This is a genomic window from Sciscionella sediminilitoris (genome assembly GCF_000737195.2).
Classification (GTDB): Bacteria; Actinomycetota; Actinomycetes; order Mycobacteriales; family Pseudonocardiaceae; genus Sciscionella; species Sciscionella sediminilitoris.
Window position 1 is genome coordinate 24132 of record NZ_JALM01000007.1, and the last position, 13934, is coordinate 38065.

Genomic DNA, 13934 nt, shown 5'->3' on the forward strand with positions numbered 1-13934 from the left:
GGCTGATCGCCGGGAAACGGCCGCGATTCAACGGGGTATCGGCACCACCCCGCGCAGCGCCTTCAATTCGCCGAGCAGCGCCGGGCTGACCCGAACCGGATAGCGATCGAGCGCGAACTCGGTGCGCCGTGTCCCTTCCCGCAGGTGCAGCTGGACAGGGGTGTTTCCGTTGTGCGCCAGCAGGGTTCGCTTGAGTTCGAGGACCAGTTCGCGGGTGATCTCGCCGGTCCTGCTCTCCAGGATGAGCGGTCTCGAATCGGGTTCGGCCTCGATGTCCAGACGCTGCAGGCCGTCCCCGAAAACGGAGAGCCGGTCCTCGCGGGACTGGGCGCGCCCGCGCACGACGACGGCGGTGTCCTCGGTGAGTTCGGCGCCGAACACCTCGTAGGCCTTGGCGAAGAACAGCACTTCGATGGCGGCATCGAGGTCCTCGATGGTGCAGATCGCCCACGGCTGGCCCTGTTTGTTCACCCTCCGCTGCACCTCGGTGATCAGCCCGGCGATGGTGACCTCGCCCTCGCGCGGGTTTTCCAGCAGCGCGGCGATCGGAGCGGGGGCGTGCCTGCGCAGTGCCTGTTCGGCGCCGTCGAGCGGGTGCCCGGAAACGTAGAGCCCGAGCATGTCCCGTTCCTGGGCGAGCAGCTGCGCCCGCGGCCATTCCTCGGCGCCGAACCGCAGATGGGCCAGCGGCGCGGTTTCGGTGGCCTTGTCATCCGCGCCGAACAGATCGAACTGGCCCATCGCCGCCTTGCGTTTGAGCGGGATGATCGCCTCGATCGCCGCCTCGTGCCCGGTGAACAGGGCGCGCCTGGTGTGCCCGAGCGAGTCGAAGGCGCCGGATTTGATCAGCGATTCGATGACCCGCTTGTTGCAGGCGAGCAGTTCGGACTTGTCCAGGAAATCGGTGAACGAGTGGCTCTTGCCCTTCTCCTCGCGGGACCGGACGATCGATTCGACGACATTGGAGCCGACATTGCGCACCGCGTCCAGGCCGAATCGGATATCGGTTCCCACCGCGGCGAACCGGGGCCCGGACTCGTTCACATCCGGTGGCAGTACCCGGATCCCGAGCCTGCGGCACTCCGCGAGGTACACCGCGGACTTGTCCTTGTTGTCGCCGACCGAGGTCAGCAGCGCGGCCATGTACTCGGCCGGATAGTTCGCCTTGAGGTAGGCCGTCCAATAGCCGACGAGCGCGTATCCGGCGGCGTGCGATTTGTTGAACGCGTACCCGGCGAAGGGCAGAATCGTGTCCCACAGTGTCTGCACCGCCTCGCCGGAATACCCGTTCGTGCGCATCCCATCGGCGAACCCGGCGTACTCCTTCTCCAGCACCTCGGCCTTTTTCTTCCCCATCGCCTTGCGCAGCACATCGGCGCGGCCCATGGAGAATCCGGCCAGCTGCCTGGCGATCTGCATGATCTGTTCCTGGTAGACGATCAGCCCGTAGGTCTCACCGAGAATGCCGGAAAGCGGTTCGGCCAGTTCGGGATGGATCGGCACGATCTCCTGGCGGCCGTTCTTGCGGTCGGCGTAGTTGTTGTGCGTGTTCATCGCCATCGGACCGGGCCGGTAGAGCGCGTTCACCGCGATGATCTCGTTGAACCCGATGGGTGCCATGCGCCGCAACAGATCCCGCATCGCCGCACCGTCCAGCTGGAACACTCCGAGGCTCTCGCCGCGGCCGAGCAGTTCGTAGGCGGCCGGATCGTCGAGGGCGAGCCGGTCCAGATCGATCTCGGTGCCCCGGTTGGCGCGGACGTTCTCGATCGCGTCCCCGATGACCGTCAGATTGCGCAGGCCGAGGAAATCCATCTTCAGCAGGCCGATCGCCTCGCAGGACGGGTAGTCCCAGCCGGTGATGATCGCGCCGTCCTCGCGCTGCCACAGCGGGATCGTCTCCAGCAGCGGTTCGCTGGACATGATCACCGCGCAGGCGTGCACCCCGGCGTTGCGGATCAGGCCCTCCAGTCCGCGCGCCGTCTCGAAGATGGTGCTCGCCTGGGGATCGGTCTCGATCAGCGAACGCACCTCGGCGGCCTCGGGGTACCGCTCGTGCACGGAGTCCACGATCCCGGACAGCGGAATGTCCTTCGCGGCCACGGGCGGTGGCAGCGTCTTGGCGATCCGGTCGGCGATCCCGTAACCGGGCTGGCCGAAATGCACCCGGGCGGCGTCCTTGATCGCCGCCTTGGTCTTGATGGTGCCGAAGGTGATCACCTGCGCCACCCGGTCGGCGCCGTATTTCTCGGTGGCATAGCGGATCATCTCGCCCCGGCGCCGGTCGTCGAAGTCCATGTCGATGTCCGGCATGGATTCCCGCTCCGGATTGAGGAACCGTTCGAACAGCAACTCCTGCTCGATCGGGTCGATATTGGTGATCCCGAGTGCGAAGGACACCAGGGAACCGGCGGCCGAACCCCGCCCGGGACCGACCCGGATACCGAGTTTCCTCGCGTGTGCCACCAGATCGGCCACCACGAGGAAATAGGCGGGGAACCCCTTCTGTGCGATCACCTCGAGTTCGTACTCCGCGCGCGGCGGGTACTGCCCGGGGACCCCGGAGGGGAACCGCCAGTCCAGTCCGCGCAGTACCTCGGCGCGCAGCCAGCTCGCCTCGGTCTCGCCATCGGGGACGGCGAACCGCGGCATCCGGTCGCGGTGCGCGTACACCTCGGCATAGGACTCGACCCGCTCGGCGATCAGCAGCGTGTTGTCCGCCGCGCCCGGTACCTCACGGTCCCAGTACTCCCGCATCTCCCGCGCGGACTTGAGGTAGTACCCGCTGCCGTCCAGGGCGAACCGGGTCGGATCGTCGAGCGTCTTGCCGGACTGCACACACAACAGGGCCGAATGCGCCTCTGCCTGGTCCGCGGTGACGTAATGACTGTCGTTGGTGGCCAGCGGGCGCAGCCGCAGCCGCTCGCCGATCTCCAGCAGGCCCTCACGGACCCGCGCCTCGATCGCCAGCCCGTGATCCATCAGCTCGAGGAAGAAGTTCTCCGCGCCGAAGATGTCCCGGTAGTCCGCCGCGGCGCGCAAGGCTTCCTCCCGCTGCCCGAGCCGCAACCGGGTCTGCACCTCGCCGGACGGACAGCCGGTCGTGCCGATGACCCCGGCGGCGTGTTCGGCGAGCAGTTCCCGGTCCATGCGCGGTTTACGGTAATAGCCCTGCATGCTCGCCAGGGAGGACAGTGCGAACAGGTTGCGCAGCCCCGTGGCATCGGCCGCGAGCATGGTCATGTGGGTGTAGGCGCCCGCCCCGGCCACATCGTCGCCGCGCTGCTCGAATCCGCCCCAGAACACGGGTTTCCGGTGCGCGCGCCCGGCGGGTGCCAGGTACGCCTCGATGCCGATCACGGGTTTCACCCCGGAGGCGCAGGCCTCGCGGTAGAACTCGTCCGCGCCGTACATGTTGCCGTGATCGGTCATCCCGACCGCGGGCATGTCCAGCCGCTGTGCCTCGGCGAACAGCGGGCCGATCTTCGCGGCACCGTCGAGCATGGAGTACTCGGTGTGCACATGCAGATGGACGAACGGATCCACGCGTCGACTCCTCGCGGTTGTAACGTCTGCCTGGCCGCTGCATTCGAACCGGCACACCGCAGGGGAGTCCAACAATCGACACGACACGAACGACAACCAGGAGTTGTTGATGGAGGCCAGTGAGCTGGACGTGGCCGCGGTGCGGGCTTTCCTCGCGGTGGTCGAGGAGGGGCACTTCGGCGAGGCGGCGGCCGTGCTGGGGCTCTCCCAGCAGGCGGTGTCCAAGCGGGTGGCCCGGCTCGAGGAACGGCTCGGCGCCGAACTGGTGCACCGGGACCGGAACGGGGTGCGCCCGAGCGCGGCGGGGGAGCGGTTCCTGCCGCACGCGCGCGCCCTGCTCAGCGTGGCCGAGCGGGCCGTGGAGGCGGTCACCGGAACGCAGCGGCCGTTGCGCGTCGACGTGATCTCCCACCAGATCATCGCGACCGAGCTGCTGCACGCCTTCCACGAGCGGCATCCGGACATCGAGATCGATCTGGTGACCGGATTCCGTTCGGTGCGATCCCGCGATGCGGCACTGGCAGACGGGCGGGTCGACGCCGCGTTCGCGTTCGCCGCGGACGGGCCGTTCGAGCGGGTGCCCGCCTACCAGGAGGTCGCCCATCTGCTCGTCGGGCGCCGACACCGGTTCGCCCGCCGCAAACGGGTACGGCCCGCGGAGCTGCGCGGTGCGACCGCGTGGATGCCGGGTAACCGCCCCGGGGCCGAGTGGACCGGCTACTGGCACTGGTTCGGCCGCGAGTTCGGCATCGGGATGGACACCAGCGGCCCGGACCTCGGTATCGACTACCTGCTCGACTGGCTGAGCACCAGCCCAGAGGGCCTCTCCTTCGCCGGGGACGGGGTTCGGGTGCCCTGGCACGAGGGGATCGTGCGGATCCCGCTCGCCGATCCCGTCCCCGTGTATCCCTGTTCGCTGCTCTGGCGCACGGGCAACGCGCACCCCGGGCTGGCCACGCTGGCCGGTTTCGTGCGGGAGCACTACCGCCCACTGGACCGGGAATCGGTCCTGCTGCCTCCGGACAGCGCGGCTCAGGCGGCCGGATAACCGAACCGGAACAGCGCCTGCGGGTGGCCCTCGATCCCGAACGCCCTGGCGACCCCGGCGCCCAGGTGCGCCGATCGCAGTGGCCGGACGAGAACCGAACCGGCGAGTCCTTCCGCGATGGCGGCCAGCCACAGCCGGTGCAACGCCGCACCCGCCTGCACCCGCGCCGGGCGCGAGTCGTTCTCGGTGTACAGCAGCACGACCGATTCGGCCGCGATCCGGGAGGCGAGCAGCTCCGGCGGCGGCAGGTAGGTCTTGGTGCGCATGAGCCCGGAAAGCGAGGCACCGGATTCCCGGGCGGCGGAAACCGGGAACAGGGTGCTCCAGGCGAGCAGTTCCTGATGGAAAGCCTGGTCGGCGCGCTGGGTTCGCGCGGCGGCGCACAGCAGTTCGGCGAAGGAGTAGGTGTCCGTGCGGTCCCCGAGCCGCCGGACCGGCACCGGGATGGCGTTGGCGAGCAGCGATTCGCACAACACATCGGAGAGCGGGCGCGGGGCGAACGGGGCGCGGTAGCTCCTCCGCCGGAACAGCGCCGAATAGGCGGCAAGCTCGGCCGTTCCCGGTTCCCCGCCCATGCCCGCCTCGATGCTCGCGAGCAGTTCCGCCTGCCGTCCGCGGGGGAACAGCCGCGACCACGGCTGCCTGCCGAGGGCGAGCAGGCTCAGCTCGAGCGCGGTGAGCGCGGCACCACAGGACAGGGCGCGTTCCTGGGCCGGTTCGGCGGCGCGGTTCTCGTAGAGGCGCACGGTGTTCGCCTGCACCTCGAGCAGCCACGGGCGCGTCGGGCAGACCGAGGGCGCGTGTTCGAGCGCCCTGGCGAGCAGTCCGGTCTCGGCATTGGAAAGCGACTTCACGCGATCCCGACCTCCAGGCGTGTCTCCGCTGCCGCCGCGGAGTCCTCCCCGAGGAGCAGCATCGTCTGTGGATGGGTCCGTCCACCGCACAACTCACGCAGGACCGGCCGGGCGGAGGCGATCCCGGTCGGCAGGGCGCGGAATCCGGCGGTGAGCCCGAGATGGGTCGCGGTCAGCAGGACGTGCTGCATCGCCGCGCCCGCCCGCAACTGGGCGAACTCGGAGTCCTCCTCGGTGTGCAGTACGGCGAGCAGTGGGTGGTGCTCGTCCAGGCGTGCCGGCTCGGTCTCGCGCAGCGCGGCGGGGAGCTCGACGGCACCGTCGAGGAACAGCAGCCGCGCACCCGCGGCGAGCGCGGCCCGGTGCAGTGCGCGGCGTGCCGGTTCCGGGACCGGACCGTCCGGGAACGGTTCCCGGACGCGCCGCGTCTGGATGCACGCGGCGAGGGCACGCTCGTACCGGGTCGGGTGGCTGTGCCCGGTCAACAGCACACTGGCCAGGTGTTCCGGGGGTTCCGGCAGCCAGTCGACGACCACCCGGCGCCCCCGCGCGGCCACCGTGACGCGCAGGTTGTGCACGGCGGCCCCACAGGCGAGCAGGGCGGCACGGGCATCCGGATGGGCGGTCCAGGTGTGATCCAGGTGGACCTCGACCCGTTCGCCGTGCGCCCGGAACAGCCATGGCCGGCGGTCGTGCGGCGAGGGCGCGCGGGCCGCGGCACGTAGCGCCTGGGTGATGAGTTCGGTCATGGGCCCGATCCTGCGTGGCGTGCCGAGCGCGGGCACAGAGCAGACGGTCGCACCGGGCAGGGTCCTTGGTCCCCTGCATGGGCGCTGGTCAGCGGCGCATGAGCGCGCCTATGGTGAAGCATGTCCGTGAACGAGGAGCCATCGCTGCGCGGAACCCTTTCCGGATTGCGGCTACGCGAGCTGCTCGGTGAGGTACAGGCACGGGTCGAGGAACTCGTCAGCGCGCGCGATCAGATGGACGGTCTGCTCGAGGCGATGCTCGCGGTCGCGTCCGGGCTCGAACTCGATGCCACGCTGCGGCGGATCGTGCACGCCGCCATCGAACTGGTCGACTGCCGGTACGGCGCGCTCGGCGTGCTCGATCCCTCGGCGGCGGGGCTTTCCCAGTTCGTCTACGAGGGCATCGAGGAGCACACCCGCGAACTCATCGGCGAGCTCCCGCGCGGGCACGGTCTGCTCGGGCTGCTGATCGAACAGCCGAAAGCGGTGCGGCTGGAGAACCTGGCCGCGCACCCGGCTTCGGTGGGATTCCCCGAACACCACCCGCCGATGCGCAGTTTCCTCGGGGTGCCGATCCGGGTGCGCGAGACCGTGTTCGGCAACCTCTATCTGACCGAGAAGGCGGGCCAGCAACCGTTCACCGAGGACGATGAGGTCGTGGTCGCCGCGCTGGCGGCCGCGGCGGGGATCGCCATCGAGAACGCGCGGCTCTACGAGACGGTCAAGCACCGCCAGCGCTGGCAGGAGGCCACCAGCGATGTCCGCGCGGAACTGCTCACCGCCGCCGATCCCGCGGGTGCCTTCGATCTGATCGTGGCCAGGGCAGGGGAGCTGATCGGGGCCGACGCCGCCTTCCTCGCCCGGACCGAGGACGCGGAACAGCCCGTCGAGGAGGTACACGAACTGCTGGTCGTCGCGGCGAGCGGGACCGCACCGGACACGGTCCCGGTCGCCAGCGATCCCTGCGGGCAGGCGTTCCTGACCGCGCGGCCGCAGAGCGCGCCGCTTCCCGGGCTCGGCGAGCGGTTCGGCGACCGCTTCGGTCCCACGCTGGCCCTGCCGCTGCGCGTCTCCGCGGACGCGGTGACCGGAGTCCTCGTCCTGCTGCGGGAAACGGGTGCGGAGCCGTTCCCGGAGCCGGTGATCCCGCTGGCCGCCTCGTTCGCCGATTCCTCCGCGCTGGCCCTGCAGCTGGCCGAGGATCAGCGCAGGCTGCACGATCTGCGGTTGTTCGCGGACCGGGACAGGATCGCGCGTGATCTGCACGATCACGTGATCCAGCGGCTGTTCGCCCACGGGCTCGCGCTGCAGAGCACGCAGGCGCGGGTGCGCACGCCCGGGGTCGTCGAGCGGCTCGGCGAGATGGTCGAGGACGTGCAGAACATCATCACCGAGATCCGTACCGCGATCTTCGACCTGCACCGTGGCGATCGCGGGACCCCGCGGCTGCGCACCCGGCTCGACGGCGCGATCGGCGAACTGACCAGGGACATCCGGCTGCGCACCACGGTCCGGGTCACCGGACCGCTGGAGATCATCTCCGCGCGCCTCGCGGACGCGGCCGAGGCGGTGGTGCGTGAGGCGGTGAGCAATGTGGTGCGGCACGCGCAGGCACGGTCGGTGCTGCTCACCGTGTCGGTGGACGACGATCTGACGATCGAGGTCACCGACGACGGATGCGGGATCCCCGCGGAAGCCGTACGCAGCGGGCTGCGCAATCTGGAACGCCGCGCGGTCGAGGCGGACGGGTCGCTCACGGTCAGTGCGGTGGAGACCGGTGGCACCCGGTTGTCCTGGACCGCGCCCCTGGATTGAGAGGTCCGGATGAGGACCTTGGTCCCGCTGATCGAGGACGGTACGACACTGGCGCCGCGCGCCCAGGGCACCCTAGGGTCGCTCCGGGGTCCACAGGAGAGGAGAACTCGTCCGTGATCAGGGTATTTCTGGTCGACGACCATGAGGTCGTGCGCCGGGGCCTCGCCGAGCTGATCGGCGCGGACAACCGGCTGCAGGTGATCGGCGAGGCGGGCAGTTTCGCGCAGGCCCTGGCCAGGATTCCCGCGCTGCGCCCGGACATCGCGGTACTGGATCTGCGCCTGCCCGACGGCAACGGCATCGAACTGTGCCGTGAACTGCGCTCCATGCTGCCCAGCCTCAACGTGCTCATGCTCACCTCGTACACCGACGAGGAAGCCATGCTCGACGCGATACTCGCCGGCGCGGACGGTTACGTCATCAAGGACATCCAGGGACTGCGGCTCACCGCGGCGATCCTCGAGGTCGGCTCGGGCCGCTCACTGCTCGACAATCGCGCGGCGGCCACCCTGATGGCGAAGCTGCGCGCGGACGCCGCCGCGGCGGACGGTCCGCTCGCCGGGCTCACCGAACAGGAACGGGTGCTGCTCGACCTGATCGGGGAGGGGCTGACCAACCGGCAGATCGCCGAGCGGATGTATCTCGCCGAGAAGACGGTGAAGAACTACGTGTCCCGGCTGCTGACCAAGCTGGGGCTCGAGCGGCGCACCCAGGCCGCGGTGCTGGCCACCGAACTGCGTGCCCCGGAGCGGTCCCGGGAGCAATCGGACTAGCGGGCCGGCCCCGGTCGGATTCACCCCTCGACCGGACTCACTCCTCGGCCGGACCGCCGCAGAGATTCCTTTGCAGAGAATGTTCTGCAAAGGAATCTCTGTGTGTCGTCACCAGAAACGGGGCCCGCTGTGGTTGTTCGTATCGAACAGTTGCCATTCGCGATGCCAGCGCAAATAGCGCCCCCGATTGATGCCCGCCCTGGCGAGCAGGAACAGCCCGGTCAGTGCACCGGCGATACCGAGCCAGGTGAGCAGGCCGGTGCAGATCGCCCCGATTGTCACATCGTTCGCGGTCAGCGGTGCGCGTACCACCGCTCCGGTGTTGTCCAGCCAGATCTGGATCTGGTCGCCCCTCTTGGTCGCGGGAGGTACCACGATGTCCCCGTCCGCCCGCCCGGGCAGGGTGCTTTCGCTCCAGTGGGCGGGCACCTTCGTGGTCTGTTCCGTCGCGATCCGTCCCATCCCGGCGATGGGTGCGTCGGCGAGCGCGGTCGCGGTGACCGCGTGCCGGTCGGCTAGTTGTCGTGTGGATTGTTCATGCAGTTGTGTGAAATTGCTCGTTCCGATCGACACCGCAAACGGCACGGACAAAATCGCGAGTGCTACCGCGAACGCGAGCAACCCGCTTTCCAACCGGTCAACGCCGCGCACAAGTGGGTTCCGCCGGAGGTGGGCAAACCTCCACCACCGACGGGTGCGCATTGACCCGGTCATCCCGATCGCCTCCCATTCCTCGATCACCTGGTCTATCTTTATTGTCGGACCGAACGGCTAAAGTTGAACACCCTCCGTGCTAAACAATGGCGCGGCTCACGAAACCCGGCAACTCGCCGGCGTGATCCGTGCTCCCCGCAGCAGGGGACAACCCGCTGCGTACGGCCTGCGCGGGGGGAGAACGAGCGGATTATCGCCACCGTGGCACCCGGTCCAATTTGGGAAAGTTCTCCCGGCAGGTGGACCCCGCGTGGGTGAGTGCTCCTCCGTGCGGGTCGGTGTTCGTGTGCCCGCCCTCACGGTTTCGGGTGGAGGTCCGGGTCACATCGAAACGATGGCTCCGGAGTGGGAAATCCGGTTACCCGGACCGGGGTTCATCCCGCATGTCCGGTTCGGCGGACGGCGCGGCGGGCCCCGGCTATTCGAACAGCGGAGCCGATTCGATGTCCAATTCCTCGGAGGCCGCGATCACCCTGGTGAGCGCCACCCGCAATTTCTCCAGGTCGGCGACGTCGATCCCCAGTTTCTCGACCACCTGGTACGGGATTCGCTCCGCCATTTCCCGCAGTTTCTTTCCCTTTTCGGTCAACCCGACGGCGAGCAGGCGCTCATCGGCCGAATTGCGCGGCCGGGTCACATAGCCGAGCGATTCGAGCCGTTTCAGCATCGGGGAGAGCGCGGCGGAATCGGCACGCAGCGAGGTGCCGAGCTGTTTGATGGACTGTGGGGACTCTTCCCACAGCGCGAGCATCACCAGATACTGCGGATGCGTGAGTCCGAGCGGTTTCAACAGCGGCCGGTAGAGTCCGATCACATTTCGCGAGGCGACCGAGAGGGCGAAACACACCTGCCGTTCGAGGGCGAGAGGATCCTCGCCGAGATCGACCGATGAACTCACGACAATTCCTCTCCGTTCCACGGGCCGGACGCGTTCACTCCTCGTCGCGATTCGCTGCACCCTCGCTGCGCCGGTTGCTGGGCTTGCTCGGGCTTCCCTGCGCTCCTCGCTCGCCAGGGGCTCGCTGCGATGCTCGCTCAACCTTCGCTGCGCCACACCGAATCGTAGTCGAGCCGCTGGGCGCGTACTTTCTCCTCGTTCGCCTGCTCCCGGATCCGGGACGCGGTGCGCGGCGGGTACCCGTAGCGCACCAGCCGCGAGTCGATGCTGTCCGGGGCGTAGGTGAGCCCGTAGTAGATCGACACGATCAGGCCGAGCAGTACGGACAGGAAGGCCAGCCACAGTGGCCCGCCGAAGGAGGCGAGCACGAAGAACAGGATCAGCGCGGGCACGGCCACTCGCAGCAGCACCCCGGCCAGATATCGCAGCCACCAGGTGCGGCAGGTCGCGTCCTGCAGTGCCCACTCCTTGTAGCGCATGGGCAGCCGTCCGCCGACCGCGTGCCAGAGCCACTGCGCCGGATTGGGTCGGGCCATGGTCATCCGCCCGTCACCGCCTTCGCTCCCGGAAGCCGTGCTCCGGCTGTCCTCGTACGTGCTAATGCTTAACGTCTTAACTATTAAGGTAACACCCTGCGTGGGGCCCCGGGTGGTGAGCTCACCCACGCTGCCCGGACAACCGTCCGGGAAACCGGTGGACGAGCGGACCCGGGCTGGCTAACCTGCCCGGCATGTCCACCCCCGAGGCGTCGAGGAGCGGGCCACCGGTCGTTCCGGTGGCATAGCCCGAACGCGCCCGCGTCCGGTCAGCCCCGGACCGGCCGGTTGCCGTTGTCCTTCTCCGACGCAACCGATACGGGGTCTCTCTCATGCCGTTCGCGGTATACCTGCTCGGCTTCGCCGTGTTCGCACTCGGCACGTCCGAATTCATGTTCTCTGGTCTTGTCCAGGATGTCTCGGCCGATCTGCACGTCAGTATCCCGGACGCGGGCCTGCTCACCTCGGCCTTCGCCATCGGGATGATCTTCGGTGCCCCGCTGCTCGCGGTGTTCGCCATGCGCTGGCCGCGCCGTCCCGCGCTCGCCGGTTTCCTGATCGTGTTCATCGCCGCGCACCTGCTCGGTGCCGCGAGCACGGACTTCGGCCTGCTGCTCGGCACCCGGGTGCTCGGCGCGCTCGGGAACGCCGGATTCTGGGCGGTGGCCCAGGCGACCGCGATGGATCTGGTGCCGCCCGGACGTAAGGGCAGGACCATGGCGATCGTGCTCGGCGGGGTGAGCATCGCCTGTGTCGCCGGGGTTCCCGCGGGTGCGCTGCTCGGCGCGCGGTGCGGCTGGCGCAGCGCCTTCCTCGCGGTGGCCGCGCTCACCCTGCTCGCGCTCGTGGCACTGCTGCCCGCGCTTCGCCCGCACGGCCCCGAACACACCACGGTCACCCGCCTCGGCGGCGAACTGCGCGCGCTCGCCGATCCGCGGCTGCTGCTGACCTACGCGCTGAACGCGCTCGTCCAGGGGGCGAGCTTCTGCACCTTCACCTATCTCGCCCCACTGCTGACCGGGGTTGCGCGGATCGGCCCGCAGTGGGTTCCGGTGCTGCTGGTGGTGTTCGGCCTCGGCGCCTTCCTGGGGGTCGCGGTCGGCGGGCGGATCGCGGACACCCGTCCCCACCGGGTGCTCGGGATCGGCATGGCCGCACTGTTGTGCGGCTGGCTGGCCCTGCTGGTGCTCGCCGGGATCCCGGTCGCGGTGTTCGCGCTGGTGTTCGTGCAGGGCATGCTCGGCTTCGGGATCGCGCCGGCGCTCAGTTCGCGCGCCTTCTACCTCGCGACCGGGGCGGCCACGCTGACCGGAGCGTTCACCACCGCCGCGTTCAACATCGGCAACACGGCAGGCCCCTGGCTCGGCGGGCTGGCCATCGAGGCGGGATTCGGCTACCGCGCGCCGGTGGCGGTGAGCGCGCTGCTGCTGGTGCTCGCGCTCGGCGGCCTCGGGTTCGCGCTGCGCATTAACAGTAATTCCGATCGGCGATGAGACCGTATTTGTGCTGATAATTCTTTGTTTGAACGTTTCCTTGGGAAGGGTTAGCCCTGTCGGACGCATTTGTGGCGAGCGGGACCAATTCTTGGCTATTCTTGAATTACCGAATTTCTCCGTTTTTTTGTCGTGAGGAGCAATCGAATGTCCGAAATCAATCGACGGGCCGCGCTCGGTACCGGGGCGGCCGCGCTCGCCGCGACCGGGCTCAGCGCGCAGGCGGCCAATGCGACGGCGCCCGCCGATACCGCGGGCGGGGGCAACCCGTTCCTGTTCCGGCTCACCAGGTCCGCTCCGGACAACTACCATGGCGGCAGTCTGCGCGGTGCGCACGAAAAGGACTTCCCGGTGCTGGCCGGCCAGCAGGCATCGGTGTATTTCGTGCACCTGGATGTCGGCGGGATGCGCGAGCCGCACTGGCATCCGAGTGCCTGGGAATTGAATTTCATCATCAGCGGGACGGCGGACTGGGTGGTGCTCGGCACGCACGCCGACGGTTCCTATCACAATGAACGATTTCGGGCGGGGCAGGGCGATCTGGTGTTCGCGCCGCAGGGCTTTTTCCACTACTTCGGTAATGCGAGCCCGCACGATCCGCTCCAGGTGCTCGTGATCTTCAATACGAGCACCGCCGAGCCGAACGACGACATCGGCATCCTCGCCGCGCTGAACTCGCTGCCGCGTGAGGTTCTCGCCACAACCTTCGGAGTGGATCCCAGTGCCTTCGCCAAGGTGCCGAAGACACTGAAACCGGTGGTCATCACGAAACACTCCTGACCGTTCCGCCCGGCGAGCCGTGAGCCCCTCGGCTTGCCGGGCGGCTTGGCGGATTTGCCTCGGTCACCATCTTTGCGGCATCTTTACACCCGGCGTGCCGGGAAGTCTGGTCGGCACACCCGCTTCGACCGGGGTGGGTGTAGAGGCGTAGAGGGGCTTCATGGTGCGTAGGCGTGGTACTGGTTCGCGGCCGCTGTCAAGGTCACGTCATGAGTTGCCACCCGTACTCGGCAATCTCGGCGAGGTAGACGTACCCTGCGGATATGCACGCGGAAGACATCGCGGAGGAATTCCCGACGGTCGGCCTGGACGCGGACGCCCTGGACGCCGTCCGGCTCCTCGCGGACAATCGGCTGCCCGCGGTGATCGTGGTCGACGAGAGCGGGAAGCCGTACACGGTGCTGCCCGCCGCGCAGGTGGTCTACAGCCTCGTGCCGGGCTACGTGCGCGACGATCCCTCGCTCGCCGGGGTGCTCACCGAGTCCATGGCCGACCAGATCACCAGCAAACTCGCCGCGAAGACGGTGCGCGGGCTGCTGCCCGAGGAGCCGCCGGAGCTGCCGGTGGTGCAGCACGACGACACCCTGGTGGAGGTCGCCGCGGCGATCGCGGGCTCGCGCTTCCCGCTCGCAGTGGTGCGCGGGTGCAAGCTGCCGGTCGGCGTGATCACCGCCTCGAGACTGCTGGAGCGCGCGCTCTCCACCTCCTGACCGCCGCCACCCGGGCGG

Annotated in this window: 12 protein-coding genes; 6 read left to right on the forward strand and 6 right to left on the reverse strand. The window is 68.7% G+C overall.

All coding sequences use genetic code 11. The annotated features are described in order from the left end of the window. Nucleotides 1-27 precede the first annotated feature (27 nt). Nucleotides 28-3546, reverse strand: a complete 3519-nt coding sequence (gene dnaE / locus AD72_RS03170; protein ID WP_031464840.1) for a DNA polymerase III subunit alpha — start codon at nt 3544-3546, stop codon at nt 28-30. A gap of 109 nt (nt 3547-3655) precedes the next feature. Here dnaE and AD72_RS03175 point away from each other — a divergent pair, with 109 nt between their 5' ends. Then, the gene (locus AD72_RS03175) at nt 3656-4594 is read left to right on the forward strand and encodes a LysR family transcriptional regulator (RefSeq protein ID WP_031464841.1); all 939 of its coding nucleotides are present in this window, start codon (nt 3656-3658) and stop codon (nt 4592-4594) included. Here AD72_RS03175 and AD72_RS03180 read toward each other — a convergent pair. Together AD72_RS03180 and AD72_RS03185 are read right to left on the reverse strand one after the other, a co-directional pair. After that, a complete protein-coding gene (locus AD72_RS03180) occupies nt 4579-5448 on the reverse strand; it encodes a nitroreductase family protein (protein WP_051897803.1) in 870 nt (289 codons plus the stop codon). The two genes, AD72_RS03175 and AD72_RS03180, sit on opposite strands and share 16 nt — an antisense overlap. After that, entirely contained in the window at nt 5445-6197 is a 753-nt protein-coding gene (locus tag AD72_RS03185; protein WP_031464843.1) for a hypothetical protein, read from the reverse strand. Before AD72_RS03185 ends, AD72_RS03180 begins: the two co-directional genes overlap by 4 nt. Nucleotides 6198-6317: 120 nt before the next feature. Between AD72_RS03185 and AD72_RS03190 the strand changes: the two genes are divergently transcribed. Together AD72_RS03190 and AD72_RS03195 are read left to right on the forward strand one after the other, a co-directional pair. Beyond that, nucleotides 6318-8012 (forward strand): GAF domain-containing sensor histidine kinase, encoded by a 1695-nt coding sequence (locus tag AD72_RS03190; protein ID WP_031464844.1) that lies wholly within the window; start codon nt 6318-6320, stop codon nt 8010-8012. Between the two features lie 113 nt (nt 8013-8125). After that, the gene (locus AD72_RS03195; RefSeq protein ID WP_031464845.1) at nt 8126-8785 is read left to right on the forward strand and encodes a response regulator; all 660 of its coding nucleotides are present in this window, start codon (nt 8126-8128) and stop codon (nt 8783-8785) included. Between the two features lie 108 nt (nt 8786-8893). Here the strand turns inward: AD72_RS03195 and AD72_RS03200 are convergent, their stop codons facing one another. From AD72_RS03200 to AD72_RS03210, 3 genes are all read right to left on the reverse strand, one after another. Further along, complete coding sequence (locus AD72_RS03200) at nt 8894-9526, reverse strand: Rv1733c family protein (protein ID WP_156365025.1); 633 nt, start codon at nt 9524-9526, stop codon at nt 8894-8896. Nucleotides 9527-9917: 391 nt separating this feature from the next. Then, nucleotides 9918-10397 (reverse strand): MarR family winged helix-turn-helix transcriptional regulator, encoded by a 480-nt coding sequence (locus AD72_RS03205; protein WP_031464847.1) that lies wholly within the window; start codon nt 10395-10397, stop codon nt 9918-9920. Between the two features lie 137 nt (nt 10398-10534). Continuing rightward, complete coding sequence (locus AD72_RS03210; RefSeq protein WP_031464848.1) at nt 10535-10939, reverse strand: DUF5313 family protein; 405 nt, start codon at nt 10937-10939, stop codon at nt 10535-10537. A 326-nt stretch (nt 10940-11265) separates the two neighbouring features. Between AD72_RS03210 and AD72_RS03215 the strand changes: the two genes are divergently transcribed. The 3 genes from AD72_RS03215 (at nt 11266) to AD72_RS03225 (ending at nt 13916) form a co-directional block, all read left to right on the forward strand. Next, nucleotides 11266-12426 (forward strand): Cmx/CmrA family chloramphenicol efflux MFS transporter, encoded by a 1161-nt coding sequence (locus AD72_RS03215; protein ID WP_031464849.1) that lies wholly within the window; start codon nt 11266-11268, stop codon nt 12424-12426. A gap of 147 nt (nt 12427-12573) precedes the next feature. Then, nucleotides 12574-13206, forward strand: a complete 633-nt coding sequence (locus AD72_RS03220; RefSeq protein WP_037344715.1) for a cupin domain-containing protein — start codon at nt 12574-12576, stop codon at nt 13204-13206. 263 nt (nt 13207-13469) lie between these two features. Further along, nucleotides 13470-13916, forward strand: a complete 447-nt coding sequence (locus AD72_RS03225) for a CBS domain-containing protein (protein WP_031464851.1) — start codon at nt 13470-13472, stop codon at nt 13914-13916. The last annotated feature ends 18 nt before the right edge of the window (nt 13917-13934 follow it).